General features: G+C 74.2%; 24 protein-coding genes. 9 read left to right on the top strand and 15 right to left on the bottom strand.

From position 1 onward, the window contains the following. Window positions 1-41 precede the first annotated feature (41 nt). The 4 genes from IE305_RS30685 to IE305_RS30700 form a co-directional block, all read right to left on the bottom strand. Window positions 42-2,099, bottom strand: coding sequence for a glycoside hydrolase domain-containing protein (locus IE305_RS30685; RefSeq protein ID WP_190133099.1), 2,058 nt, complete (start codon window positions 2,097-2,099; stop codon window positions 42-44). Window positions 2,100-2,212: 113 nt separating this feature from the next. Next, the gene (locus IE305_RS30690) at window positions 2,213-3,682 is read right to left on the bottom strand and encodes a C40 family peptidase (protein ID WP_190133100.1); all 1,470 of its coding nucleotides are present in this window, start codon (window positions 3,680-3,682) and stop codon (window positions 2,213-2,215) included. A gap of 149 nt (window positions 3,683-3,831) precedes the next feature. Then, window positions 3,832-3,990 carry a hypothetical protein gene (locus IE305_RS30695; RefSeq protein WP_190133101.1) on the bottom strand — a complete coding sequence of 53 codons (159 nt, stop codon included), beginning with the start codon at window positions 3,988-3,990 and terminating at the stop codon, window positions 3,832-3,834. Window positions 3,991-4,265: 275 nt separating this feature from the next. Continuing rightward, window positions 4,266-4,580: a hypothetical protein gene (locus IE305_RS30700; RefSeq protein WP_190133102.1), complete on the bottom strand. Its 315-nt coding sequence runs from the start codon at window positions 4,578-4,580 to the stop codon at window positions 4,266-4,268. Between the two features lie 181 nt (window positions 4,581-4,761). Here IE305_RS30700 and IE305_RS30705 point away from each other — a divergent pair, with 181 nt between their 5' ends. The 6 genes from IE305_RS30705 (at window position 4,762) to IE305_RS30730 (ending at window position 13,185) form a co-directional block, all read left to right on the top strand. After that, complete coding sequence (locus IE305_RS30705) at window positions 4,762-5,748, top strand: helix-turn-helix transcriptional regulator (RefSeq protein ID WP_190133103.1); 987 nt, start codon at window positions 4,762-4,764, stop codon at window positions 5,746-5,748. Between the two features lie 207 nt (window positions 5,749-5,955). Next, window positions 5,956-8,601: an MXAN_6230/SCO0854 family RING domain-containing protein gene (locus IE305_RS30710; RefSeq protein ID WP_229891746.1), complete on the top strand. Its 2,646-nt coding sequence runs from the start codon at window positions 5,956-5,958 to the stop codon at window positions 8,599-8,601. Between the two features lie 79 nt (window positions 8,602-8,680). Further along, on the top strand, window positions 8,681-9,712 hold the full coding sequence (locus IE305_RS30715; RefSeq protein ID WP_190133105.1) for a DEDDh family exonuclease: 1,032 nt from the start codon (window positions 8,681-8,683) through the stop codon (window positions 9,710-9,712). 54 nt (window positions 9,713-9,766) lie between these two features. After that, complete coding sequence (locus tag IE305_RS30720; RefSeq protein ID WP_190133106.1) at window positions 9,767-10,555, top strand: SURF1 family cytochrome oxidase biogenesis protein; 789 nt, start codon at window positions 9,767-9,769, stop codon at window positions 10,553-10,555. An 82-nt stretch (window positions 10,556-10,637) separates the two neighbouring features. After that, the gene (locus IE305_RS30725) at window positions 10,638-12,425 is read left to right on the top strand and encodes a glycoside hydrolase family 15 protein (RefSeq protein WP_190133107.1); all 1,788 of its coding nucleotides are present in this window, start codon (window positions 10,638-10,640) and stop codon (window positions 12,423-12,425) included. Window positions 12,426-12,429: 4 nt separating this feature from the next. Then, window positions 12,430-13,185 (top strand): SDR family oxidoreductase, encoded by a 756-nt coding sequence (locus IE305_RS30730; protein WP_190133108.1) that lies wholly within the window; start codon window positions 12,430-12,432, stop codon window positions 13,183-13,185. 19 nt (window positions 13,186-13,204) lie between these two features. Here the strand turns inward: IE305_RS30730 and amaP are convergent, their stop codons facing one another. The 8 genes from amaP to IE305_RS30770 all read right to left on the bottom strand — a co-directional run bounded on the left by amaP (window position 13,205) and on the right by IE305_RS30770 (window position 18,735). Then, window positions 13,205-13,801 (bottom strand): alkaline shock response membrane anchor protein AmaP, encoded by a 597-nt coding sequence (gene amaP / locus IE305_RS30735; RefSeq protein ID WP_190133109.1) that lies wholly within the window; start codon window positions 13,799-13,801, stop codon window positions 13,205-13,207. Between the two features lie 4 nt (window positions 13,802-13,805). After that, window positions 13,806-14,426, bottom strand: a complete 621-nt coding sequence (locus tag IE305_RS30740) for a DUF6286 domain-containing protein (RefSeq protein ID WP_190133110.1) — start codon at window positions 14,424-14,426, stop codon at window positions 13,806-13,808. Continuing rightward, complete coding sequence (locus IE305_RS30745; protein ID WP_190133111.1) at window positions 14,423-14,782, bottom strand: Asp23/Gls24 family envelope stress response protein; 360 nt, start codon at window positions 14,780-14,782, stop codon at window positions 14,423-14,425. The genes IE305_RS30740 and IE305_RS30745 overlap by 4 nt, the downstream gene beginning before the upstream one ends. After that, window positions 14,779-14,970, bottom strand: coding sequence for a hypothetical protein (locus IE305_RS30750; protein ID WP_190133112.1), 192 nt, complete (start codon window positions 14,968-14,970; stop codon window positions 14,779-14,781). The genes IE305_RS30745 and IE305_RS30750 overlap by 4 nt, the downstream gene beginning before the upstream one ends. Window positions 14,971-15,024: 54 nt before the next feature. Beyond that, on the bottom strand, window positions 15,025-15,477 hold the full coding sequence (locus tag IE305_RS30755; protein WP_190133113.1) for an Asp23/Gls24 family envelope stress response protein: 453 nt from the start codon (window positions 15,475-15,477) through the stop codon (window positions 15,025-15,027). A gap of 78 nt (window positions 15,478-15,555) precedes the next feature. Continuing rightward, on the bottom strand, window positions 15,556-16,347 hold the full coding sequence (locus tag IE305_RS30760; RefSeq protein ID WP_190133114.1) for an enoyl-CoA hydratase/isomerase family protein: 792 nt from the start codon (window positions 16,345-16,347) through the stop codon (window positions 15,556-15,558). Between the two features lie 167 nt (window positions 16,348-16,514). Next, the gene (locus IE305_RS30765) at window positions 16,515-16,748 is read right to left on the bottom strand and encodes a helix-turn-helix domain-containing protein (RefSeq protein WP_190133115.1); all 234 of its coding nucleotides are present in this window, start codon (window positions 16,746-16,748) and stop codon (window positions 16,515-16,517) included. A gap of 388 nt (window positions 16,749-17,136) precedes the next feature. Further along, window positions 17,137-18,735, bottom strand: a complete 1,599-nt coding sequence (locus tag IE305_RS30770; RefSeq protein ID WP_190133116.1) for an ABC-F family ATP-binding cassette domain-containing protein — start codon at window positions 18,733-18,735, stop codon at window positions 17,137-17,139. Between the two features lie 244 nt (window positions 18,736-18,979). On the opposite strand from IE305_RS30770, the gene ypfJ reads away from it, so the two are divergent. Next, window positions 18,980-19,873, top strand: a complete 894-nt coding sequence (gene ypfJ / locus IE305_RS30775) for a KPN_02809 family neutral zinc metallopeptidase (RefSeq protein WP_190133117.1) — start codon at window positions 18,980-18,982, stop codon at window positions 19,871-19,873. Window positions 19,874-19,890: 17 nt separating this feature from the next. Further along, window positions 19,891-20,310, top strand: coding sequence for a VOC family protein (locus IE305_RS30780; protein WP_190133118.1), 420 nt, complete (start codon window positions 19,891-19,893; stop codon window positions 20,308-20,310). Between the two features lie 16 nt (window positions 20,311-20,326). On the opposite strand, the gene IE305_RS30785 is transcribed toward IE305_RS30780, so the two are convergent. From IE305_RS30785 to IE305_RS30795, 3 genes are all read right to left on the bottom strand, one after another. Next, window positions 20,327-21,760 (bottom strand): hypothetical protein, encoded by a 1,434-nt coding sequence (locus tag IE305_RS30785; protein WP_190133119.1) that lies wholly within the window; start codon window positions 21,758-21,760, stop codon window positions 20,327-20,329. 122 nt (window positions 21,761-21,882) lie between these two features. Then, window positions 21,883-23,010 (bottom strand): alpha/beta hydrolase, encoded by a 1,128-nt coding sequence (locus IE305_RS30790; protein WP_190133120.1) that lies wholly within the window; start codon window positions 23,008-23,010, stop codon window positions 21,883-21,885. Window positions 23,011-23,055: 45 nt separating this feature from the next. Then, entirely contained in the window at window positions 23,056-23,766 is a 711-nt protein-coding gene (locus tag IE305_RS30795) for a class II aldolase/adducin family protein (protein WP_190133121.1), read from the bottom strand. A gap of 113 nt (window positions 23,767-23,879) precedes the next feature. Between IE305_RS30795 and IE305_RS30800 the strand changes: the two genes are divergently transcribed. Continuing rightward, entirely contained in the window at window positions 23,880-25,127 is a 1,248-nt protein-coding gene (locus IE305_RS30800; protein WP_190133122.1) for an inorganic phosphate transporter, read from the top strand. The last annotated feature ends 9 nt before the right edge of the window (window positions 25,128-25,136 follow it).

Raw genomic sequence — 25,136 nt, forward strand, 5'->3', positions numbered from 1 at the left:
GAGGGAGGGTGCGTCGGTGGGGAGGGAGCCCGGGGCTCAGGTCACCAGCCGCCGTTGCCGATCTCGGTGCGGTCGCCGAAGCGGCCGTTGCCGGTGCCGGGGTAGAAGTAGAGCTTTCCGGTCTGGCCCGGCTCCGACTCGACCGCGGCGAGGTCGCCGATGCCGTCGCCGTTGAAGTCGGCGCCGGCGTAGTCGCTGATGCCGTTCCAGCCGCCCGTGCCGATCTCGACGCGGTCACCGAGGCCGCTGCCGGTGCCCGGGTAGAGGAACAGCTTGCCGGTGCTCGTCTCGGTGGCGATCAGGTCGTCCTTGCCGTCCTTGTTCACGTCACCGGGGCCGACCAGCTTGTTCATGCCGTTCCAGCCACCCTTGCCGATCTCGACACGGTCGCCGAGCGCGCCGAGGCCGTTGATGTTGCCCGTGCCGGGGTAGAGAACGAGCTTGCCGGTGCTGATCTCCGTGGCGCCGACGTCCTTCTTGCCATCGCCGTTGAAGTCACCGGTGAACAGGTCCTTCAGACCGTTCCAGCCGCCGCGGCCGATCTCCACGCGGCTCGCCACGCCATTGCCATTGCCCGGGTACAGGAACAGCTTTCCGGTGCTGATCTCCGTCGCGATCAGGTCGTCCTTGCCGTCCTTGTTCATGTCCGCGACGGTCAGGTCCTTCATCCCGTTCCAGCCGCCATCCCCGATCTCGACACGGTCGCCCACGCGGCCGGTACCGGTGCCCGGGTAGCTGAACAGCTTGCCCGACTTCACCTCGACGGCCACGAGGTCCTTCTTGCCGTCGCCGTTGAAGTCACCGGCGGTGAGGCTGGTCATGCCGGGGTCGGTGACGGAGGGGGCGACGTCGATGTAGTCACGGTCGATGTGTATCTCGACCCCGCCGTACGTCTCGTCGACCTCGCCCTTGTACTGGTGCACCCGCTGGTGATCGGCCCACTGGTAGTCCTTGGCGTACGGCTCGTCGGTGTCGGCCTTGTCGTTCCAGTTCGCCGAGTAGATGACGTCCGGGCGCAGGGAGCCGCCCTCGTCGTAGTCGTCGCTCAAGTGGCTGATGCCACTGGCTGCGGAGCTGTAGACACCCGAGCGGAAGCCGCTCTCCCGGACCCGCTCGGTCCAGCCGGAGAGGAAGTTCCGGACGGTCGGGCGATAGCCGTCGGCGTACGCCTCCATGTCGAAGTACAGCACCGTGCCGGGGACGAAGCCGTACTTCTTGGCGAGCGTGACGGCGTCGTCGGCCGCGTCCCGGCCCATGGCGGCTGCACGGCTGGAGCTGATGCGCGGAGCCTGCACCCCCACGTAGATGGGCAGCATGTGCCAGCCGGCGCGCGACTGCTCCGCCACCCAGTCGGGCGTCAGGTTGGGCTGCTCGTAGCCCCGCTCCGCGCCACCGATGTAGATACCGATGCCTCGGTAAGGGGAGTTGTTCCGCCAGGCGTTCATGGCCGAGCTGCTGGGAGCGGTGTACGTGTCGAATCCCTTGCCGGTGTAGCCGGTGCTGGGCGTCGAGGACCCCGAGGCGGCCAGCGAGCGCGGGGCCTGGCGGAGGGAACGCGGGGCGGCGGCGGGCTTCGCGGAGGAGTCGAGCTTCGCCGTGGCGAGGATCTGCTGAATCGCGGCCGGGCTGCTGCTGTACGCGGCGGTCGCGTGCAGCCCCGCTCCCTCGAAGGTGACGCGCACCTCTCTGCTCTCCGTTGCCGGCAGCGCGGCCGGCACGCTCTTGCCTGCGGGCACGCGCACGGCGTCGAGGTCCGCCCGCGGGTTGGCGCCGGAGATGGGCTCGATGACCATCGCCTCGGTCTTCGGGGCGACGCCCCGTTCGGCGCACTTCTGGTCCGCACCCGGGTGCCCCAGGTACACCACGTGCTGGTCGAGACGGACGCAGGTGTCGGGTGCCTTGTCGAGGTCCACCACCTTCCAGGTGGCGGGCACGTTCAGGTTGAGGCCCTTGTACGAGACGGTGGTGACGGACGACGTGTCGGCGCCGGGGGCCTTCGTCGCGGCCGTCGCCGGCGTCGTGGCCAGCTGGAGAGGAGCGGCGAGGACGGCGGCGGAGGCGACGAGCGTGGCGAGACGGCGCAGGTGTGCGGAACTCACGGTTTCTCCGAAGGCAGGCGGAAGCGACGGGAGCGGGGAGGAGGGGGAAGGGGCGGGCCCGCGGGGCTGCGGGCCCGCCCCTGGTCAGAGCAGAACCGGGTGACCGGGCGGGGTTACCAGCCGCCGTTGCCGATCTCGGTGCGGTCGCCGAGGCGGCCGTTGCCGGTGCCGGGGTAGAAGTAGAGCTTTCCGGTCTCGCCCGGCTCCGACTCGACGGCCGCGAGGTCGCCGATGCCGTCACCGTTGAAGTCGGCGCCGGCGTAGTCGGAGATGCCGTTCCAGCCGCCGTTACCGATCTCCACACGGCTCGCCACGCCATTGCCGTTGCCGGCGTAGAGGTAGAGCTTGCCGGTGCTGATCTCGGTGGCGACGAGGTCGTCCTTGCCGTCCTTGTTCACATCACCGGGGCTGACCAGCTTGTTCATCCCGTTCCAGCCGCCATTGCCGATCTCGATGCGGTCGCCCAGAGCGCCGAGGCCGTTGATGTTGCCGGTGCCGGGGTACAGGTAGAGCTTGCCCGTGTCGATCTCGGTGGCGCCGATGTCCTTCTTGCCGTCACCGTTGAAGTCGCCGGTGAACAGGTCCTTCAGACCGTTCCAGCCACCACGGCCGATCTCCACGCGGTCGCCGAGGCCGCTGCCGTTGCCGGGGTACAGGAACAGCTTGCCGGTGCTGATCTCCGTCGCGATCAGGTCGTCCTTGCCGTCCTTGTTCATGTCGGCGACGGTCAGGTCCTTCATCCCGTTCCAGCCGCCCTTGCCGATCTCCACGCGGTCACCGACACGGCCGGTACCGGTGCCCGGGTAGCTGAACAGCTTGCCCGTCTTGACCTCGGCGGCGACGAGGTCCTTCTTGCCGTCGCCGTTGAAGTCACCGGCGGTGAGGTTCGTCATGCCGGGGTCGGTGATGTCGTCGATGACGGACTTGTTGCGGATCGGGAAGTAGCTGTCCGGGTCGTAGTTCGCGTAGTAGGCGTAGGGGAACACCTTGTGGTGGACGCCCGAGCCGGAGAAGTCGTAACCCCAGTAGCTGCTGTGGTCGTCGTCCGCCCACTTCTCGAACAGGACGATGTGCCCGTCGTTGCCCGGCTTGGGGTTCAGCAGGGCATCACCGGCCTTGAGCTCGTCCTTGCTGATCCGCTCCGCGACACCCGGGGTGAAGACGGGCGTGGTGAGCGAGTCGCCGAGGTTCCAGGCCATCGATGCATAACCGGAGCAGTCCATCCGGTAGCCCTCGTACCAGCCGTCCTGGTTGTACTTCAGGCCCAGCCCCACCCAGGACTGCGCCCGGTTGATGACCTCGCTGCGCGTCAACTTCGGCGCCGCGAAGCCGGAGGTCCGCGGCGACGCCACAAGCCCTCTGTTCTTCTGCGCCTTCGGCAGCTTCGGTGCGTACGGCGCGGGGACCGGGGTGATCGGGCCCTGGCCGGGGTTGGCGTGGAGGTCCTGGTTCTGCTGGGCGGACGCGGCGGCGGCCGGGGCCGCCGTCGCCGAGCCGACCGATGCCGCGACCGTGCCGCCCGTGATGGCGCAGACGAGGGCGATGCCGATGGCGTGCGAGCGCAGAGTGGTGCGCTTGGGCATGACGAAGTCTCCTGAGAAGCGTTTCGGGCATGGCGGTGCCGCCGAAGGGCCCGGGAAAGGAAGGGAGAAGAAGAGAAGAGAAGAGAGATGGACGCCGTCGTGGCGTCAGGGCCGGTGGGGCGGGGCCGGCGTGGGGCCGGCCCGGCCGGTTACTGCCAGCCCATGGAGGCGAGGACCACGTGCGACTGACCCTGGCCCGGCTCCTGCGCCTGGCCGGCGTGGCCGGCGGCCGGGGAGAGCAGTGCGGTGGCGGCGCCCAGCGCGAGGGCCAGGACCGCGGCGGCCTGGGCGATGCGGATGCGGGTCATGTCGGGGTGGTCCTTCCGGTGCGGCGAAGTCGTGGGGAGGGAGACCGAACGGAGGCCCGGTGAACGTCCCGCGGTGACGTTTCTTCGGTAACTCCGGTGCGCTTCCGGTGTGCTGCAGATGCACGTTCCGTGCGCTTCGGTCTCGCTCGTCAGCCGGTGTCCCGGGCTGACAACGAATAGCTTCGCCGCAGGTCAGGCGGGGCGGAAGGGTTTTCCCCCGGCCTGAAACGGCCCTGGACGCTTCGGTCCAGGAGGCCGCACCCGCGGGGGACGGATCAGTCCACGCCGGGTGCGGGCAGCAGGGCGTGCCGGTCCAGCAGCGGTACCTCGGCCTTCACCAGCCGCCACTCCCCCAGTCCCGCGCAGGTGCGGATGGCGCGGCGGCACAGCTCCGCGGTGCGTTCCTCGGCCTGCGTCAGCCCGTCGGCCAGGAGGAAGACCCCCAGGACCGGGTGGGGCCGGGCGTGCGGGTGCGCCACCACGTGCTCGACGCGTTCGTGGGGCAGCGCGAGGGCGAGGGTGGACTCCGCCACCGTGTCGGGCAGGTGGGCACCGGGCGGCCCGCACAGGCTGGCGTGCACGAGATACATGGCGCCAACCCTCCCAACAACAGGTGTTGTGCTGCCACCCCGGAAACCGGAACGCTTCAGTCCATGGCCGGTACCGGCCACCTCTTCCGGTCCGGGCAGGGACAGGTGCGTACGGCATGTAATGATCGCGACTATTCGAGAGAGACGGTTGTTACCGCAGTTCTCAGGGGGATCGAAAGACATGCTGGACACATTGGGCCTGGACGCCACATCGGAACAGGTCTACCGAGGGATGCTCGTGATGCCGGGGGCCGGAGTGGCCGTGCTGGCGGAGTATCTGGGGCTGACGGAGGCGGAGGTACGGAGAGGGCTGGACGCGCTCAGCGAGCTCGCACTGGTCTCCCCGGGGCTGGACGGCCGGACGCGCGCCGTCTCCCCGGAGATCGGTCTGGAGATGCTGATGTCGCGGCAGCAGGCGGAGCTCGCGGCGCGGCAGAAGCGCCTGGAGGAGTCCCGGGTGGCCGCGGCGCAGTTGATGGCCGAGTACGCCGACCAGCGGTCGGTCTCCGGCAACCTGGGCGGCGAGCAGCTGGTCGGCCTGGAGGAGATCCGGCACCGGCTGACGCGGCTGACGCGCGAGGTGCGCGAGGAGGTGATGGCCTTCAGCCCGGACGGCGCGCAGACCGAGGAGAACATGGCCGCGGCCCGGCCGCTGGACCGCGAGCTGCTGGGCCGGGGCGTGCGGATGCGTACGGTCTACCTCGACAGCGTGCGCAACAGCGCGCCGAGCACGGCGTACGCGCAGTGGCTCACCGACCTCGGCGGACAGGTGCGGACGGTGGCGGCGCTGCCCACCCGCCTGATCATCGTGGACCGGGCCACCGCCGTCATCCCGGTCAACAGCGAGGACTCCGCGGCGCGGGCCGTGGTGCTCACCGGGCAGGGCATGCTGACCGCGCTGTGCGCGCTGTTCGAGCACGTCTGGGCCGGTGCGCGGCCGCTGGGCGTGGCGGCGCCCGGCCGTGACGAGCACGGGCTGACGGGGCAGGAGTCGGCGACCGTGCGGCTGCTGGCGGAGGGCCGCACCGACGACGCCATCGCCAAGCGGCTGGGCGTCTCGCAGCGCACGGCACGCCGCATCGCCACGGCCCTGATGGAACGCCTGGGCGCCCGCAGCCGCTTCGAGGCGGGCGTGCTGGCCGTCCGCGCAGGCTGGCTGCCCCAGTAGGCCGCACCCCGTCCCACCCCTCCCGGGGCGGGTAATTCGCTCGCTCCCGCCGTCCCCCGCCGCCTAGACTCCTGGGCGCGGGGGCGGCTCCGCGGCGTGCTTCCTTCTCCTCTTCCGGGATTCGATCCAGTGCGCCCACTCTCCGCCCCCGTTCGCCTTTCCAGGGCAATGCAGGGGAACCCGGGGGAATTTCAGGGGGAGTTCGCCGTGTCCACACTCCAGTCCGTGCTGCTGCGCCGCGCCGGTACCGTCCACGTCGACCACGAGCCGGCCCGGCCCTCCGGGGCGTCCGACGCCATGGTCGCGCAGGGACTGGCGGCCCTGGAAGCCGAGTTGCTCGACCGCGGTTTCGCTCTGACCGAGCCGTTGCGCACCGCCCTGGCCGGAGCCGGGGCCGGCGCGCTGGCCGACACCGGCCGCGGGCTGCTGCACGCGATCGACGAGCAGCTGGGTGCCGACCGTACGCACATGCCGTTGTTCCGCGACTTCCCGCGGTCGGTGCCGCAGGACACGTTCGCGCTGTACACCGACCGGGTCTTCGCGCTGCTGCTCCAGCAGCCGCGGCAGCCGTGCGTGCTGTGCGGCACGGTCGGCGCCGTGCGGCCCGTCTCGCCGTGCGCGCACCTGGTGTGCCGTTCCTGCTGGGACGGCGCGGACTACGCCGGCTGCCCGCTGTGCCACCGCCGCATCGACCGGAACGACCCGTTCCTGCGTCCCGCGCGCCGTAAGTCCCCAACGGTGTCCCGGCAGTCCGGCCCCCTCCGCCTGCTCGTCCTCGGTACGTCCCGCACGGCCGACGCCGCCGCGGAGCTGGCCGCGCTGCTGGCGCGGCCCGTGCCGCTGTCGCCGCAGGACCGGGAGGACCTGCGGGTCCTGCTCCTGCACGCCGTCCCCGGCGGCCTGGACTGGCTGCCGGCGCAGGTGCCCGTCCGCGAGACCAAGGCCCTCGCCCTGGGCACGCTGCTGCGCGAGGCCGGCCCGGAGACGGTGGCGGAGGTGCGGCGCCGGCTGCCGGCGCTGCTGACGACGGCCACGGACGTGCTGCGCCTGCTGTGCGTGTGGTCGGGCGGCGAGCCCGACCCGGTGCGGGCTCCGCGCCTGCGGAACGTACCGCGACCGCTGCGCCGCGACCTGCTGGGCGTGCTCGACGGGCTGGACCCGGCCTCCCTGGTGGAGGACGTGCACCGGCACGCGCGCGTGTGGAAGCGCGCCGCCGAGGTGCTGCACCCGTACGCGTACGGCCGCCGCTTCGAACTGGCGGCCCTGGCGCTGGCCACCGTCCGGGGCACGGACCTGGCCGCGGCCGGGGACCTGGGCGCGGCGCTGCTGCGCCGGGCCGGGGCGCACCCGGGGCTGTTCGCCGTGCGGACGGGCGGCGGCGTGGGCACGCGGACGCGGGTGGCCCCGGTGACGTGGGGCGGCGTCGTGGAGGACGCGCTGCGGGCGGGCGATGTCGCGACGGCGGTGGAGCTGCTGGGCGCGCGGCCCGGCGAGCTGGTGCGCCGGCTGGGTCACCTGCTGCGCCTGGAGGGCGCGCCGGAGGCGGCGCCCGCGCTCACGGCGGCGCTGCGCCGGGGGCTGCCCGCCGTGGCGCCGGGGCCGTTGCTGTCGGCGCTGGGCGCGTTGCGCGCCGCGCAACGGCCGGGCGGGCGCCGGGTGTTCTTCCCGCGCGGGCAGGTCGGGCGGGCGTACGGGGCCGACGATGCGCGGGCGCCGCTGGCGCAGCCCGTCGCCGGCGCGGTGTGCGCGCTGCTGGAGGGCGAGGTGCTGCGCCGCCTGGGCGAGGCGCCGCCGTACGACCTGGCGGTGCTGGACCCGGGGCTGCGCCGGCTGACCGTGCCCTTCGCCGAGCGCACGGCGGCGGCCTCGCTGGTGGCGGTCCCGCGCGGCAGCGAGCTGCGGCTGCCGGAGGGGGGCGTGGTGCGGCTGTTCCTGCACTGGACGCAGCCGGAGGGCGTCCAGGTGGACCTGGACCTGTCGGTGGCGTTCTTCGACGCCGGCTGGAACCGGGTGGGCCTGTGCGACTACACGCGGCTGCGGTACGGCGGCGACGCGGCCGTGCACTCCGGCGACCTGACGTCGGCGCCGGCGCCGGACGGGGCCACCGAGTACGTCGACCTGGACGTGGCGGGGCTCGCGGCGGCCGGGGCGCGGTACGCGGTGGCCGTGGTTTTCAGCTACAACGACATCCCGTTCGAGGAGCTGCCGGACGCGTTCGCGGGGTTCATGGCGCTGCCCGCGGCGGGCCGCGACGCCTCGTACGACCCGCGGTCGGTACGACAGCGGTTCGATCTGGCCGGGGAGTCGCGGGTCTGCGTGCCGATGCTGGTGGACCTGGCCGAGGGCCGTGCGGTGTGGACCGACGTCCACCTTCCGGGTGAGAACGGGGTGCACAGCGTGGGCCGGCACGGCGACGCGCTGGGCGTGCTGGGCCGGGACCTGTGGACGTATTTCTCCGGCGGTGCCCGGTTGACGCTGTGGGAGCTGGCCTGCTGGCACGCGGCGGCGCGCGCGGGTGCCACGGTCGTGCCGCACCGCTCCGCCGGCCCCGGCGGTACGGACGAGCTGTGGCGGTTCCGGCGCCGTAGGGGCGAGGACGTCGCCGCATTCGCGGCGCGGCTGCGGGCCGGCGCGGAGCCCGACGGCCGGGAGCCGGCGGAGGACGTCCTCGCGGCGGCGGCCGGGGCGGCCGCGGGCCGGCACGTGTTCGTGGCGCTGGCCGGGGGCGACCTGCCGGCGCCGCGGGCGACGGGCACGCTGCACCGTCTCTTCCCCGGCCGGGTCGACGCCTGGGCGGCGGCGACCCGGGTGACGGCCGGCGACCTGCTGACGGCGCTGGCCCCGGCCGCGTAGGGCCGGCGCCCCCGCCACGGAGGTGTGGGCGCACGGCCGGATCCGTCGCTGTCAGCGGTGGCCCGTAAGCTCTGGGACCATGCTCGTAGACGCCACCGACGCCGAATCGCCCATCCCGTGGCCGGCCGCGTACCCCGAGGGGTACGCGGTCGTCGACGTGGAGACCACCGGGCTCGCCCGGGACGACCGGATAGTGTCGGCCGCCGTCTACCAGCTGGACGCCCGGGGCCGGGTGCAGGACCAGTGGTACACGCTGGTCAACCCGCAGCGCGATCCGGGCCCGGTGTGGATCCACGGGCTCACCACCGACGTGCTGGAGGGCGCGCCCCTGTTCCCGGAGATCGCCGAGGAGTTCGGGCAGCGGCTGGAGGGCCGGGTGCTCGTGGCGCACAACGCCGCCTTCGACTGGTCGATGATCGCGCGGGAGTACGCGCGGGCGAAGGTGACGGCCCCGGTGCGGCAACGGCTGTGCACCATCGCGCTGTCGAAGGAGCTGGGGCTGCCGCTGCCCAACCACAAGCTGGAGTCGCTGGCGGCGCACTACGGCGTCGTGCAGCAGCGGGCGCACCACGCGCTGGACGACGCGCGGGTCCTCGCGGAGGCGTTCCGGCCGAGCCTGCGGCTGGCGGCGGAGGCGGGGCTGCGGCTGCCGCTGCTGGCGTGCCAGCCGCTGACGGAGTGGTCCGACGGCCCGTCGGCCGCCCGGCCGCGGATCGGTCACCAGTCCTCGTACCGGGGGGCCGCCACGTGGCGGCCCAGCCGCAAGCGGCCGGCGTGCCCGTACCCCAACCCGGGGCGGTACGAGCCGGGCGGGCAGCTGAAGCAGGGGATGCGGGTGGCGTTCTCCGGCGACACCTCCGTCGACCGGGAGCTGCTGGAGGACCGGGCGGTCGGGGCCGGGCTGCACGTGGCGACGAGCGTCTCGCGGCTGACCAGCCTGCTGGTCACCAACGATCCCGCGTCCGCCACGTCGAAGAACGTCAAGGCGCGGTCGTTCGGCACGCCTGTGGTGGACGAGGCGGCGTTCGTGCAGCTGCTGTCGCACGTCACGCCGGCGGACGGACAGCCGGGCGGACAAGCGCAGGGACAGAACGGGACAAAGGGGGCGTAGCTCTTCGCGACACCCGGCGGTTGGGGGGCGAACCGGACCAGGTACCGTCAAAGCGTGTACCGCTTCCTGTTGTCCCGGCAGTGGGTGATCACCACGGTCGTGGCGCTCGCCCTCGTCCCGGTGATGATCAAACTGGGCTTCTGGCAACTCCACCGCCACGAGCAGCGGGTAGCACGCAACGACCAGGTCGCCCGCAGCCTGGCCGCCGACCCCGTCCCGGTGGGCGAGCTCACCGCGCCCGGCCGCGCCGTGCCGAAGAAGGACGTGTGGCGCACGGTCACCGCGCACGGCACCTACGACCGGCAGGGCGAGGTCGTGGTCCGGATGCGCACGGGCAACGACGGCAGCCAGGGCTACTTCGTCCTCACCCCGCTGGTGCAGGCCGACGGCACCGCCGTCCTCGTCAACCGGGGCTGGGTCCCGGCGGGCGGCCCGCAGACCACCTACCCCGACGTCCCGCCCGCGCCCGCCGGCACGGTCACCGTCACCGGCCGGCTCCGCGCGGACGAGCAGCCGGGCCAGGGCGTCAAGGACACCAGGGGCCTGCCGCCCCGCCAGGTCATGCTCATCAACAGCGAGCGGCAGGCCGCCCAGCTGCACCGGCCCGTCCTCGGCGGCTACCTGGAGCTCGCCGAGGCCCCCGCCGGCCGCCAGCCGCAGCCCGTGGCCGCCCCCGACCACAGCAGCATCGGCCCGCACATGGCGTACGCCGTGCAGTGGTGGCTGTTCTCCGCCTTCGTGCCCGTGGGCTGGATCATCCTTGTGCGCCGGGAGCGCCGCGAGCGCGCCGCCGCCGCGGCCGGGGAGACCACGGCCGCGGCCGCCGCACCGGCCGGAGCCTGACGGGACCGGCGCGCGGGGGGCGCGTCGCCCGGACAGCCGCGCCCCGGAGTAGCACCCCGCCGGCCTGGGAAGACGGTCCGGCGTGGCAGCTCGCATCGAGGACTACGCGCTCATCGGCGATCTCCAGACGGCCGCCCTCGTCGGCCGCGACGGCTCGGTCGACTGGCTGTGCCTGCCGCGCTTCGACTCCGCCGCCTGCTTCGCCGCCCTGCTCGGCACCGAGGAGAACGGGCACTGGCGGCTCGCCCCGGCGGGGGCCGGCGACTGCACCCGGCGCGCCTACGTGGAGGACACCCTCGTCCTGGAGTCGGTCTGGGAGACCGCGCACGGCACGGTGAAGGTGACCGACTTCATGCCGCAGCGGGACCGCGCCCCCGACCTCGTACGGATCGTGGAGGGCGTCAGCGGCCGGGTGCCCATGCTGAGCGTCGTCCGGCTGCGCTTCGACTACGGCAACATCGTGCCGTGGGTGCGCCGGAGCGACGGCCACCGCGTCGCCGTCGCCGGCCCCGACTCCGCGTGGCTGCGCAGCGAGCCGGAGGTCCACACGTACGGCGAGGACCGCTCGACGCGGTCGGAGTTCACGGTGGCCGCCGGCGAGAAGGTGGCCTTCGTGCTGACCTGGCACCCCTCGCACGAGCCGCGCCCCCGGCTCGTCGACCCGTACGAGTCACTGCGGCAGAGCGTGGCGGACTGGCGCGAATGGTGTGCCCGCTGCCGCTACCGCGGCCCGCACCAGGAGGCCGTACGGCGCTCCCTGATCACCCTCAAGGCGCTCACGTACGCCCCCACCGGCGGCATCGTCGCCGCCCCCACCACCTCCCTCCCCGAGGAGATCGGCGGCGTCCGCAACTGGGACTACCGGTACTGCTGGCTGCGCGACTCCACCCTCACCCTCAACGCGCTGCTGTCCGTGGGCTACGAGGACGAGGCCCGCGCCTGGCGCGACTGGCTGCTGCGCGCGGTCGCCGGCGACCCGGGGGACCTCCAGATCCTCTACGGCCTCGGCGGCGAGCGCCGCATCCCGGAGGCCGACCTGCCGTGGCTGCCGGGGTACGAGCGGTCCTTCCCGGTGCGGATCGGCAACAACGCCTACCGCCAGCTCCAGCTGGACATCTACGGCGAGGTCATCGACTCGCTGTGGGTGGCCCGCCGGGGCAAGCTCGACGTCAAGCCGCACGCCTGGCACATCCAGCGCTGCTTCCTGGAGTTCCTCCAGCAGCACTGGCGCGAGCCCGACGAGGGCCTGTGGGAGGTGCGCGGCCCCCGCCGGCACTTCGTCCACTCCAAGGTCATGGCGTGGGTCGCCGCCGACCGCGCCGTCCGCACCCTGGAGGCGGACCCGGACCTGCCCGGCGACCTGGACGGCTGGCGCACCATGCGCGACGAGGTGCACCGGGACGTGTGCGAGCACGGCTTCGACCCCGAGCGGGGCACGTTCACCCAGTTCTACGGCTCGACGCAGCTGGACTCCGCCACCCTGCTCATCCCGCGCACCGGCTTCCTGCCGCCCGGTGACCCGCGGGTGCGGGGCACGGTCGACGCGGTCCGCCGCGAACTGTGCCGGGACGACGGCCTGCTGGCCCGCTACGGCGACAGCGCCGGCCTGGTCGACGGGCTGCCGGGCGAGGAGGGCGCGTTCCTGGTCTGCTCCTTCTGGCTGGTGGACGCGCTGTGCCTGACCGGCCGGCACACCGAGGCCCGCGCGTTGTTCGAGCGGCTGCTGGCGCTGCGCAACGACGTGGGGCTGCTGGCGGAGGAGTACGCGCCGCGGGACGACCGGCTGCTCGGCAACTTCCCGCAGGCGTTCAGCCACATCGGACTCGTGGGGTCGGCCCTTCTCCTCTTCGGCTGCGGCACGGCAGACTGAGCGCATGGATCTTGGACTGGAGAACCGGGTGTACGTCCTGACGGGCGCCACCCGCGGCCTGGGCCTGGCCACGGCCCGCGAGCTGGTCGCCGACGGCGCCCGGGTGGTCGTCGCCGGGCGGGACGAGGACACCGCGGCCGCCGCGGCGGCCGGGCTGGGCCCGAACGCGGTGGGGGTGGCCGCCGACAACGCCGACCCGGAGACCGCCGGGCACCTGCTGGCCACCGCCCGCGAACGGTTCGGGCGCCTCGACGGCGTCCTCGTCAGCGTGGGCGGCCCGCCGCCCGGCTCGGCGGCCACCACCGGCGACGACCAGTGGCGGGCCTCCTTCGAGTCGGTGTTCCTCGGCGCTGTCCGGCTGGCCCGCACGGCCGCCGCCGAGCTGGGCGAGGGCGGCGTCATCGGGTTCGTGCTGTCCACCTCCGTGTACGAGCCGGTGGCCGGGCTCACCGTCTCCAACGGGCTGCGGCCGGGGCTGGCGGGCTTCGCCAACTCCCTGGCCCGGGAGGTGGCGCCCCGCGGCATCCGCGTCGTGGGCCTGCTGCCGGGCCGCATCGCCACCGACCGGATGCGCGAGCTGGAGGCCCTCTCCGGCGACGCCGAGGCGGCCCGCGAGCGCCACGCGGCGGCCATCCCGATGGGCCGCTACGGCACGCCGGAGGAGTTCGGCCGGGCGGCGGCGTTCCTGCTGTCGCCGGCCGCCTCCTACATCACCGGCGTGATGCTGCCGGTCGACGGGGGCGTGCTGCACGGCATCTGAGCCCCGGCACGGGCGGGGATCAGCCCACGCGTTCGGCGCGGTGCCGTACCGCGCGCAGCCGCACCTCGGCCGGCAGGCGGCCCAGCCCGGCCGACGTCCGGGCGTGCCGCAGCACCTCGGTGCGCAGCCGGTACAGGACCGCGGCCGGGCCGGCGTGCGGGGCGAGAGTGAGCACCGCGCGCACGGCCGGTGCCGTGCGGCGGCCGCCGAGCGTGACCAGGGCCCGGTCGACGCCGTGCAGGGCGGCGGCCTCCGCGGCCATCGCATCCTCCAGGCCGCGCCCGCGCACCGTGGCGGTGTCGCCGTCGCCGCAGTCCACCACGGTCTCCCGCAGGCGGCGCGGCCGCAGCTGCGCGGCGAGCCAGGCCAGCGCCGCGAGGACCAGGACGGCGAGGCCGCCGACGACCGCCGGCCACCACCAGCCGTGGGCGCGCCAGTGCTGCCGGGTGGCGGTGGGCAGCAGGACGTCGCCGGGCCCGTCGAAGGGCCATTCCGGGGGGACCGGCAGGTGCCAGCGGCGCACCAGGTCCAGCCCGCCGGTCAGCACGGCGGCACCGAGCGCCACGAGCAGCAGCCCGGCCAGGCCCAGGACAACGCGGTTGACGGTGCGCAGCACGCGGTCACCCCTTCGGCGGCCGGCCGACGCGCACGGACAGCACGGGCGCGCGGGTCAGCCCCAACTCCCGTACGGCGTCGGTGAGGACGGAATCGACGTCACGGCGCACCTCGTCGAGGGCGCGGAAGTGGGCCTGGGCGCGGGCCCGGACGACGCGGCGGCCCACGCCGACCCGGACGGAACGGACGCCCGGCACCTCCATCGCGCGGTCCCGCAGCACCAGCGCGGCGGCCCGCCGGTCGAGCACGGCCCGCACGTCCGGGTCGTCGGTGCGCAGGGGCAGCAGCCGGCGCAGCCCGGGGGTGACGGCGAGGACGAACAGCCACAGGCCGAGGAGCAGCGCCAGCGAGGCGCCGGCGAGGACCCAGGGATCGTCGAGGTGCCGGGTGGCCAGCTGGTGGGCGAGGGCGCGGCGCCAGGCCATGCCCGTGCGGTGGGCGCGGACGGCGACGACGTCGTACAGCGTGAGGCCGGAAGCGGCCAGCAGGGCCGCGGCGACGAGGACGGCGGGCAGGCGCCGCACGGACCAGAAGCGGCGCGCCGGGCCGGGGGCGTCGGCGAGCGACGGGTCGGGGGGCACCGCCTCGGCGGGGTCCGGCGCCCCCGCCCGTTCCGCTGTGGTCATCGCACCCTGCCCAGGCCGGCGCGGTCGGTGTACGCGGAGTGCAGCCGCTCGACAGTGATGGTCACCTCCGGGACCTCCATGCCGGCGAGTTCCCGCACGCGCTCGGTGACCCGGTGGCGCACGGCGCGGCAGCGGGCCGCGATGTCGCCCGGGTAGCCGAGCTCCAGCGCGACCCGGACGCGGGCGGCGCCCTCGTGGACGACGGCGTGGGCGGAGGGCCGTTCGTGGTGGTCCGGAACGTCGCCGAGGGCCTCGCGGGCCGCCTGGGAGGCGATCTTGGCGACGACGCGGTCGGCGATCCTGGTCGCGCCGCGCCCGGCGGGCTCGACCGCGCGGACTTCCCCCACCGCCGTCACCTCCGGCGTTCGTCGCGGCTGCGGGGGCGGAAGAAGTCGGCGGGTTCGAGGTCGCCCTCCAGCAGCCGGCCGGCCACGAAACCGACCGCGCCCAGCGCCCCCACCAGCAGGAAGGCGCCGAAGCCGCCGAACCAGCCGGCGAAGCCCAGCGCCATGCCCGCGATCATGCAGGCCACGGCCGTGCTCATGGTGCGCTCCTCACCGGTCCGGGGCGCGGTGCCCCGGGCCACTGGTCCTGGGGTCTACTGGAGCCGGGGCTCGGGTTCTTCCTCTTCCTCGTCGGGGAGCTTGACGTCGCCGACGGCGATGTTGACCTCGACGACCTCCAGGCCCGCCATCCGCTCCACCGCCGTGATGACGTTCACCCGCACCGCGCGGGTGACGTCCGGGATGGCCACGCCGTACTCGACGACGATCTCCAGGTCGAGGGCGGTCTGCACCTCGCCGACCTCGGCCTTGACGCCGCGCGTGACCGATTTGCCGCCGGGTACCCGGTCGCGCACGGCGCCGAAGGTGCGGGACAGGCCGCTGCCCATCGCGTGCACGCCGACGACGTCACGCGCCGCCATGGCGGCGATCTTCTCCACGACGCCGTCGGCGATGGTGGTGCGGCCCCGCTCGGCGGCGGGCACGGGCTCCTTGGCGGCGCCGGTGCGGTGGCCGGTCTGGTGGGGCTGGCCCGCGGTGTCGGTCATCGTCATCGCCTTCCTTCCCGTCCGGTCCGGTCCCTCCCGCCACCATAGAACGGTCCCGCCGGGCCCGCTCGGTGCCCGCTACTCGCCGATGCCCGCGAGGTCGCGCAGGCGCCGCGCCTGCGCCGCGCGCTCCGCGGCGCGCTGCTCGTCGTACGTGCGCCCGGCGGCGCCCTGCAGCAGGGCCTTGGTCTCGACCACGGCGTCCCGGGGCGCGGCCAGCAGCGCCGCGGTCAAGTCGGTGGTGGCGGCGTCCAGTTCGGCGAGCGGCACGACGAGGTTGGCGAGGCCGGTGCGCTCGGCCTCGGCGGCGCCGACGAACCGGCCGGTCGCACAGATCTCCAGGGCGCGCGCGTAGCCCACGAGGGCGACGAGGGGCTGGGTGCCGGTCAGGTCGGGCACCAGGCCCAGGCTGGTCTCGCGCATCGCGAACTGGGCGTCGTCGGCACAGACCCGCAGGTCACAGGCGAGGGCCAGCTGGAAGCCGGCGCCGATGGCGTGGCCCTGCACGGCGGCTATGGAGACCAGGTCGGGCCGCCGCCACCAGGTGAACGCCTCCTGGTACGCGGAGATTTCGGCGTCGAGCGCGGCGTCGCTGCCCCGGGCGAGGTCCAGGAAGGAGGGCTCGCCGTCGAAGCCCTCGGGCGTGAACGCCTGCCGGTCCAGGCCGGCGGAGAACGACTTGCCCTCGCCACGGAGCACGACCACCCGTACGGAGCCCGGCAGCAGCCGGCCGGCCTCGGTCAGGGCCCGCCAGAGCGCGGGCGACTGGGCGTTGCGCTTCGCAGGTTTGGTGAGGGTGACGGTCGCCACCGCATCATCCACGTCGAGCCGTACGCCGTCCTGGTCCAGCAGGGTCTTGCGAGCAGTCATGGGGGCCTCCCGGCCGCAGTCGCTGTGGTTGACTGCACAGTAACCACCCGGCCGACCGGCCGGCCGACCGGGTGGGACTGCCCGTACTGCTGTCGCTGCTGTGCGCTGTGTGCGTACGTGCTGTGACGCGTACTTGCAGATAGTCCCTGTGTGGTACTCGCGGGGCGTCAGGCCGGCGTCGTCGTCGACGTCGCCTTCTTGCCGCGCGTCGCTCCGCCGCGGCCCCGGAGGACCACGCCGGACTCGGTGAGCATGCGGTGCACGAAGCCATAGGAGCGACCGGTCTCCTCGGCCAGCGCCCTGATGCTCGCACCAGCGTCGTACTTCCTCTTCAGGTCTTCCGCGAGCTTCTCGCGCGCGGAGCCGGTCACCCGGCTGCCCTTCTTCAGAGTCTCGGCCACCCGTGCCTCCTCATGGGAGATGCGCCTCTTGTCTCTCATGATCACCCCTAGGCGGCGTCATGGCCACCCATTCGGCAAGGTCTGTGGGAACTCGCCGCCGTACGGGGGCCGGGCCGCACCGCGTTTTCCCCGCGATTTCGGGCCGCGGGGCCGGGCCGGAGGGGCCCCGCCGGAGCCGCACGGCTCGTACGGCCGTACGGGTGGCGTGGCGAAGCGGCAGGTCAGACGGGGGCGCCCCGTGCCGTCGCGCGAGCGGCGCCCGGCCCCTCACGCAGCGCGTGCGCCGGAGCACTCACGGGCGCCGGGGTACCAGCCGGCCTCACTCAGATGATGGATCACCTGTCGGCCGAATGATCGGGACAGCACTGATCATGAGCCGCGCGCCGGGTCAGGCCAGCGCGACCAGGTCCGCGTACTCCTTGCCCCACAGGTCCTCCACGCCGTCCGGCAGCAGGATGATCCGCTCGGGCTGGAGCGCCTCGACGGCGCCCTCGTCGTGCGTGACCAGCACGACGGCGCCCTTGTAGGTGCGCAGCGCGCCGAGGATCTCCTCGCGGCTGGCCGGGTCCAGGTTGTTGGTGGGCTCGTCGAGCAGCAGCACGTTGGCCGAGGAGACGACCAGGGTGGCCAGCGCCAGCCGGGTCTTCTCACCGCCGGAGAGCACGCCCGCCGGCTTGTCGACGTCGTCGCCGGAGAAGAGGAACGAGCCGAGCGTCTTGCGGATCTCGACCAGGTCCAGGTCGGGGGCGGCCGAGCGCATGTTCTCCAGGACCGTGCGGTCCGGGTCGAGCGTCTCGTGCTCCTGCGCGTAGTAGCCCAGCTTCAGACCGTGGCCGGGGGTGACCCGGCCCGTGTCCGGCTGCTCCACGCCCGCCAGCATCCGCAGCAGGGTGGTCTTGCCGGCGCCGTTGAGGCCCAGGATGACGACGCGGGAGCCGCGGTCGATGGCCAGGTCGACGCCGGTGAAGATCTCCAGCGAACCGTAGGACTTGGACAGGTCCTCGGCCATCAGCGGGGTCTTGCCGCAGGGCGCGGGCTCGGGGAAGCGCAGCTTGGCGACCTTGTCGGAGACGCGCTCCTCCTCCAGGCCGGCCAGCAGCCGCTCCGCGCGCCGGGCCATGTTCTGCGCGGCGACGGTCTTGGTGGCCTTGGCGCGCATCTTGTCGGCCTGCGCGTTCAGGGCGGCGGCCTTCTTCTCGGCGTTCTGCCGCTCGCGGCGGCGGCGCTTCTCGTCGGCCTCGCGCTGCTGCTGGTAGAGCTTCCAGCCCATGTTGTAGACGTCGATCGCCGACCGGTTGGCGTCGAGGTAGAAGACCTTGTTGACCACCGTGTCGACGAGGTCGACGTCGTGGGAGATGACGATGAAGCCGCCGCGGTAGGACTTGAGGTAGTCCCGCAGCCAGGCGATGGAGTCGGCGTCGAGGTGGTTGGTGGGCTCGTCCAGCAGCAGGATGTCGGCGTCGGAGAAGAGGATCCGGGCCAGCTCCACGCGGCGGCGCTGACCGCCGGAGAGGGTGTGCAGCGGCTGGCCGAGCACCCGGTCGGGCAGGTTGAGCGCGGCGGCGATGGTGGCGGCCTCGGACTCGGCCGCGTAGCCGCCCTTGGTGAGGAACTCCGTCTCCAGGCGCTCGTACTTCTTCATGGCCTTCTCGCGCGTGGCGCCCTGGCCGTTGGCCATGCGGTCCTCGTTCTCGCGCATCTTGCGGAGCACGACGTCCAGGCCGCGGGCGGAGAGGATGCGGTCCCGGGCCAGCACGTCCAGGTCGCCGGTGCGCGGGTCCTGCGGCAGGTAGCCCACCTCGCCGGAGCGGCTGATGGTGCCGGCGGCCGGGATGCCCTCGCCGGCGAGGCACTTGGTGAGCGTCGTCTTGCCGGCGCCGTTGCGGCCGACGAGGCCGATGCGGTCGCCCTTGGCGATGCGGAAGGTGGCGGACTCGATCAGGACACGTGCGCCGGCGCGCAGCTCGATGCCGGAGGCGGTGATCACGGTTCTCTACTCCTGGACGGAAGGGACGGCGGACGGGACGGACTGGTCGCTTCGACGCCGTCTAATGCAGGAGGAGGAAAGCCATGGCTTCAGTCTAACGGGGGCGTGCAAGCGGCTTTCCGTACGCCGTCCGCCGGGCGCAGCGCGCTGGAAAAGGTTGCGGACGGGTGATTCACCGCATACTCGGGTGGTAGGCCCTGTCCGGGAGCCGGCACCGGAACGCGACCGGAGAGGCGGTGGGCGGATGCAGTTCGACGACGACGCGGACCTGGACACCTCGCAGGTGCAGGACCAGCGGGGCGGTATCCCGGGCGGCGGGCTCACCATCGGCGGCGGCATCGTGGGCCTGCTGGCGCTGCTCGCGGGGCTGTTCTTCGGCATCGGCCCGCAGGAGCTGGGGCTGAGCGGCGGCGGCCAGGAGGGGGCCCGGCCGGCCGCGACCACCGACACGCAGGTCACCCGGGACTGCCGCACGGGCAAGGACGCCAACACCCGCGAGGACTGCCGGGTCGTCGCGGTGGTCAACAGCACGCAGTCCTTCTGGCGCCGCGAGCTGCCGCGGCACGGCACGGCGTACACACCGGCCTCGACGGTCTTCTTCACCGGCCGGGTCCGCACCGCCTGCGGCGACGCCACCTCGGCCGTGGGGCCCTTCTACTGCCCCGGCGACCGCAAGGTCTACCTCGACCTGGGCTTCTTCGACGAGCTGCGGACCCGGTTCGGCGCCACCGGCGGGCCCTTCGCGCAGGCGTACGTGGTGGCGCACGAGTACGGACACCACGTACAGAACCTCACCGGCGTCCTGGGCCGGTCGCAGGACCGGCGCACGGGCGCGGACAGCAACTCGGTGCGCGTGGAGCTCCAGGCCGACTGCTACGCGGGCGTCTGGGCCCGGCACGCCACCAGCACCCCGCAGCAGTCCACCGGCCGGCCGCTGATCAAGCAGCTCACGCAGGCCGACATCCAGGACGGGCTGTCGGCCGCGGCGGCGGTGGGCGACGACCGGATCCAGGAGCGGTTCCAGGGCAGGGTCACGCCGGAGAGCTGGACCCACGGCTCGGCCGCGCAACGCCGGCAGTGGTTCACCACCGGGTACTCCACCGGTGACATGGCGCGCTGCGACACGTTCCGGCAGTAGCGCGGAAGGAGAAGGAGATGACGGACAGCGGCACGGTGTCACCCACCATCTGCCCGGCGCTGCTCTACGACGACGCCAAGGCGGCCGTCCGGCAGCTGACGGAGGCGTTCGGCTTCACGCAGTCCGCGCTGTACGAGAGCGAGGACGGCACCGTCCTGCACGCCGAGCTCGAGTACGGCAACGGCATCGTGATGATCGGCTCGCGGGGCCGGGGCGGGGTCTTCGACGACGCCATGGCGAGCGCGGGGCCCGCCGGGCTGTACGTGGTCGTCGACGACCCCGACGCCCACCACCGGCGGGCGGCCGGGCACGGCGTGGAGATCCTCATGGCCCCCGCCGACCAGGAGTACGGGTCCCGCGACTACATGGCCCGCGACCTGGAGGGCAACATCTGGAGCTTCGGCACGTACGCGCCCAAGGGCCCCGCGCCGGCCTAGGCGGCCGGGGCCCCGGTCAGGCCCCGCCGCGGTGCACCTGGAAGGCGGCCCGGCGGACGGCCTTGGCCAGGGCCGGGTCGGGGTGCGCGGCGGCCAGGGCGACCAGCACCTGGACCGTGCGCGGGTGGCCCACGGCGCGGACGTCCTCCAGCAGGCCGGGCACGGTGCCCTGCACGGCGGTGTCCAGGTGCCGCACGAGGAGGCGGCTCTCGCCGTGGTCGGCGACGGCGGCCGCGGTGTCGACCCACAGCCACGTGGCCTCCTCGCGGGTGAGCACGTCGGCGGCGTCCTCGGCGTCGTGGCCCTCGTGCTCGGCGAGCCACAGCAGCGCGTAGGGGCGCAGCACAGGCTCCTGGGCGGCCTCCCGCACGGCGGGTTCGGCGGGCGCGCCGACGGCGCGGAGCGCCTCGAAGGCCATGCCGCGGACCATGGCGTCCTCGCCGCGGGCGGCCTCCAGCAGCTCGGCGACGGCGCCGCGGACGGGGCGGGCGGCGATCCAGGCGCGGTACTCGGCGCGGGCGGGGCCGGGGGTGAGGTCGGCGCAGCCGCGCAGCATGGCCTCGGCGGACAGCTCGATGTTGCCGGCGGGGCTCTGGGCGGCGACGCAGATCTGCTCCAGCTTGACCCAGACCGCCCAGTTGCCCAGGGGGGTGAGCAGGGCCTCGGCGCGGGGGCCGGTGCCGCCGCGCATACGGAGGGCGCCGACGGACGCCAGGGCCTCCAGGGCCCAGTCGAGGAGGCGGGGCAGGGGGTCGCCCGGTGCGTCGGCGGGGCCGTCGGCGGGGGGCGTCACGGGAGCGCTCGCGGGGGCCGGGGCGTCGTACGGCACCTCGCAGCGCTCGGCGCGGATCTCGGCGACGCGCTGCTGGAGCAGGTCGAGGAGCATGGCGACGGAGACCGGGCCGGCCGACAGGTGCATGACGGAGAGCAGCTGCGGTGCGGCCTCGACGACCTCGGCGGCCATCGTGGGGTCGGTGCCGGGGGGTTCGGGGTGGGCCAGGGACCAGGCGTCGAAGAGGGCGACCCAGCCGCGCAGGGCGGCGCTGTCGTCGCGCTCCCAGGCCCGCAGCCGCCAGCCGGGGCGGGCGGTGTCGCCGTGCAGCTCCAGGAGGCCGGCGAGGCGGGCGCGGTCCCAGTCGGCGCGGACCTGGCCGGGCGTCAGGCCGAGGGCTGCGGCGGCCCGGTGGGCGGCGCTCTCGCTCGGCCCGCCGGCGGTCCCCGGCAGCGGGCGGGCGCCGCGGGCGCACTCCTCCGCGGCCCAGCGGGCCAGCCGGACCGCGCCGGCGAGGCCCGATCTGGCCTGCCGGGCCAGTTCCTGACGGGCCGGCGTGCCCGCGGGCGGGCGGGGGGCCGGGCGGGAGCCTCGGCCCGCCACGGCCCGGCGGGCGGCGGTGATCGGCTGGGGTGGGACGAGTCGGAGCCGGGAGTCGCGCGGAGTACGGGACGTCACAGGAGCAGTCTTGCCGTTCACGCTCCGAAAACCCAATCGGAACCAACGATCCGGCCGCCCGCGACCTGTGGTGGAGCGGTACGGAGGGGGTGCGAGTGGGCGACGGGCGCGCCGTCGCGGTGCTACATCAGGGGGGTCAGGAAGCGCCGCAGGGCCTCTTCGTACCCCTGCGGATCGGCGTTCCAGGAGCTCGCGTGACCGGCGCCGCGGACGCTGCGGAGGGTGACCAGTCCGGGCCGGGCGTCGGCGAGTTGACGCACGGGACCCGGTGGGGTGAGGGGGTCCTCGCGGCCGTGGACGAGGAGGGTGGGCACGCGCAGCCGGGCGGGGTCCGCGGCGGCCAGCAGGCCGCCGGTGGTGAGACCGGTCCTGCCCTCGGCCGCGCGGACCGCAAGCGGAATGAGCGGACCCGGCAGCCGGCGGGCCGCCCGGACGCGCACGACGGCGGGCCAGTCGAGCACCGGGGCGTCCAGGACGAGGCCGGAGACGCGGCCGGCGTGGGGCGAGTCCAGGGCGGTGAGCAGGGCCATCGTGGCGCCGGTGGACCAGCCGAGGAGGACGGCGCGGCGGGCGCCGTGGCCGAGGGCGTGGGCGAGGGCCGCGTCGACATCCCGCCATTCCCGGGCGCCGAAGTGGCTGATTCCGTGCGGTGGGCGGGGCGCGGCGGGGTCGCCGCGGTGGGCGACGGCGAGGACGGGGAGCCGCATGCGGTGCAGGAACGGCATCAGGACGAGGGCGTGCTCGCGGGTGGTGCCGGGGCCGTGCACGGCGATCACCCAGGTGTCGCGGTCGCCCGGCAGGAACCAGGCGGGCAGCGGGCCCATCTCGCCGGGCACCTCGACGTCGGTGTGGTCGAGGCCGAGGGCGGTGCGGGGGTCGCCGCGGTGGACCTCGGGGGTGAGCCAGACCCGGGCGCCGGGGGCGAGGGTGCCGTGGGTGACCCGTTCGACGCGGCGGACGACGAGGTCGTGGGGGTGGGAGACGTCGGCGACGACGGGGCCGACGACCACGTGCAGGCCGTCCTTGCCGGCCAGGCCGTGGGTGCCCGGCTGGAGCGTGGCGGGGGTGCGGGTGAGGCTGACGGTGCCGGTGCCCACGTCGTGGACGGTGATGCGCGGCTCGCCCGGCGGGGGCCGCCCGGGGACCTGCTTGAGGGCCGCGTCACCGGCGTACCGCCCGGCCGCCACCGCGGCCGTGCCGGCACCGAGGAGGAGGGCGGCGGTACGGGCCGCCGCGGACCGGACGCCCATCCCTCCAGTGTGGGGGCGGCCCGCCGCGGCGGCCAGCGGGGCGGTTCAGCCGGGGCGGCCGTAACCGCGCAGTTTCGCGGCGGCCTCGGAGAGCTCGCCGGGGCCCAGGAGGGTGGGGGTGCGGCCGGGCACGGAGGAGGCGGTGAGCCAGACCCGGCACATCCACTCCAGCTGCGCGGTGCGGTCGTACGCCTGCTCCAGGGTGGTGCCGTAGGTGAGGGTGCCGTGGTTGCGCAGGAGGCAGCCGGTGCGGTCGCGGAGGGCCTCCAGGACGTGGGCGGCCAGGTCGTCGGAGCCGTAGAGGGCGTAGGGCGCGACCCGTACGGGGCCGCCGAGCGCCGCGGTCATGTAGTGCACCGGCGGCAGCTCGGTGACGAGCGTGGAGACGGCCGTGGCGTGCACGGCGTGGGTGTGCACCAGGGCGGTGGCGCCGGTGGCCCGGTAGACGGCGAGGTGCATGGGGAGCTCGCTGGTGGGCGGCAGGTCGCCGAGCACCTGGCGGCCGGTGCGGAGGTCCACGCCGACGGTGTCGGCGGGGCCGAGGCGGTCGTAGGGCACGCCGCTGGGCGTGACGAGCACCACATCGCCGACTCTGGCGGAGACGTTGCCGGAGGTGCCGACGACCAGGCCCTCGGTGGCGGTGCGGCGGGCCGTGGCGACCACGTCGGCCCAGGCTTGCCGCAGGTCGCCGGGTATGCCGGGGATGCCGGCCGGGTGGTGCGCGCAGCCCTCGCCGGGCTGCCGGGAATGTGTCATCGGAGGTCCCCTCCCCTGGGTGTCATGCCCCTGTCGTCAACCCGTTCACCTTCCGTTCACCCTCAGTCCCTACGGTCGCCGCGTACTGACCACCGAACTGATTGCCTGGGTGAATGGAACACATCACGCTTCTCATCGGGATCGTGATCGTCACGGCCTTGGTGTTCGACTTTACGAACGGCTTCCACGACACGGCCAACGCCATGGCCACCACCATCTCCACCGGGGCACTCCGGCCCAAGGTCGCGGTGGCGATGTCGGCGGTCCTCAACCTCGTCGGCGCGTTCCTGTCCGTCGAGGTGGCGGCCACCATCTCCAAGGGCATCGTCGACGAATCGGGCATCCGGCCGGAGATCATCTTCGCCGGCCTGGTCGGCGCGATCGTCTGGAACCTGCTCACCTGGCTCGCGGGCCTGCCGTCCAGCTCCTCGCACGCCCTGTTCGGCGGCCTGATCGGCGCGACCGTCGCCTCGGTCGGCACCGGCGCCGTGCACGGCGAGGCCGTGGTGATGAAGGTCCTCATCCCGGCCGTCGCCGCCCCGATCGTGGCCGGCCTGGCCACCGTGCTGGCGACCCGGCTGACCTACCGCCTGGCGCGCAACACCGACCCCGAGGCGAGCGCCACGGGCTACCGCGCCGGGCAGATCGCCTCGGCCGCCCTGGTCTCCCTCGCCCACGGCACCAACGACGCCCAGAAGACCATGGGCGTCATCACCCTCGCCCTCGTCTCCGGCGGCGTGATCGCCCCGCACTCCGACCCGCCGATGTGGGTCATCGTCTCGGCGGGCCTGGCCATCGCGCTCGGCACGTACCTCGGCGGCTGGCGCATCATCCGCACCCTGGGCAAGGGCCTGGCCGACATCCAGCCGGCGCAGGGCTTCGCCGCTCAGACCGGTGCCGCCGTCACCATCCTGGCCTCCTCGCACATCGGCTTCGCCCTCTCCACCACCCAGGTCTGCTCCGGCGCCGTCATGGGCGCCGGCATGGGCCGCAAGGGCGGCGTGGTGCGCTGGTCCACCGCCGGCCGCATGGTCGCCGCGTGGGGCCTGACCCTGCCGGCCGCCGGCCTCGTCGGCGCCGGTGCCGCGCTCCTGGCCGACCAGGGCGACTGGGGCGTCACCGCCGTCGCCGTCCTCGCGCTCGGCGCCTGCGGCGCCATCTGGGCCGCGTCCCGCCGCAAGCCGGTCGACAGCAGCAACGTCAACGAGGCCGAGGCCGGCGAGCCGGCGGGCGTCGTCACCGCCGCCATCCAGGCCGTCGCCCCGCCGCCGGCCGGTGCCCTGCACCAGGACGCCCCGGCGACCTCCCCGGTCGCGCCGGCCCCCGCCGCCACCGCCGCTCCCGCGGCCACGACCGCCTGACCGCGCCCC

The sequence above is a fragment of the Streptomyces mashuensis genome, from assembly GCF_014654785.1.
Classification (GTDB): domain Bacteria; phylum Actinomycetota; class Actinomycetes; order Streptomycetales; family Streptomycetaceae; genus Streptomyces; species Streptomyces mashuensis.

Excerpts from the sequence above, each read along its gene's own strand:
- IE305_RS30730 (WP_190133108.1), top strand. The coding sequence starts at position 12,430 with ATGGATCTTGGACTGGAGAACCGGGTGTACGTCCTGACGGGCGCCACC.
- ypfJ (WP_190133117.1), top strand. The coding sequence starts at position 18,980 with ATGCAGTTCGACGACGACGCGGACCTGGACACCTCGCAGGTGCAGGAC.
- IE305_RS30750 (WP_190133112.1), bottom strand. The coding sequence starts at position 14,970 with ATGAGCACGGCCGTGGCCTGCATGATCGCGGGCATGGCGCTGGGCTTC.
- IE305_RS30695 (WP_190133101.1), bottom strand. The coding sequence starts at position 3,990 with ATGACCCGCATCCGCATCGCCCAGGCCGCCGCGGTCCTGGCCCTCGCG.
- IE305_RS30755 (WP_190133113.1), bottom strand. The coding sequence starts at position 15,477 with ATGACCGACACCGCGGGCCAGCCCCACCAGACCGGCCACCGCACCGGC.
- IE305_RS30760 (WP_190133114.1), bottom strand. The coding sequence starts at position 16,347 with ATGACTGCTCGCAAGACCCTGCTGGACCAGGACGGCGTACGGCTCGAC.
- IE305_RS30780 (WP_190133118.1), top strand. The coding sequence starts at position 19,891 with ATGACGGACAGCGGCACGGTGTCACCCACCATCTGCCCGGCGCTGCTC.
- IE305_RS30800 (WP_190133122.1), top strand. The coding sequence starts at position 23,880 with ATGGAACACATCACGCTTCTCATCGGGATCGTGATCGTCACGGCCTTG.
- IE305_RS30790 (WP_190133120.1), bottom strand. The coding sequence starts at position 23,010 with ATGGGCGTCCGGTCCGCGGCGGCCCGTACCGCCGCCCTCCTCCTCGGT.
- IE305_RS30715 (WP_190133105.1), top strand. The coding sequence starts at position 8,681 with ATGCTCGTAGACGCCACCGACGCCGAATCGCCCATCCCGTGGCCGGCC.
- IE305_RS30740 (WP_190133110.1), bottom strand. The coding sequence starts at position 14,426 with ATGACCACAGCGGAACGGGCGGGGGCGCCGGACCCCGCCGAGGCGGTG.
- IE305_RS30705 (WP_190133103.1), top strand. The coding sequence starts at position 4,762 with ATGCTGGACACATTGGGCCTGGACGCCACATCGGAACAGGTCTACCGA.
- IE305_RS30795 (WP_190133121.1), bottom strand. The coding sequence starts at position 23,766 with ATGACACATTCCCGGCAGCCCGGCGAGGGCTGCGCGCACCACCCGGCC.
- IE305_RS30700 (WP_190133102.1), bottom strand. The coding sequence starts at position 4,580 with ATGTATCTCGTGCACGCCAGCCTGTGCGGGCCGCCCGGTGCCCACCTG.
- IE305_RS30690 (WP_190133100.1), bottom strand. The coding sequence starts at position 3,682 with ATGCCCAAGCGCACCACTCTGCGCTCGCACGCCATCGGCATCGCCCTC.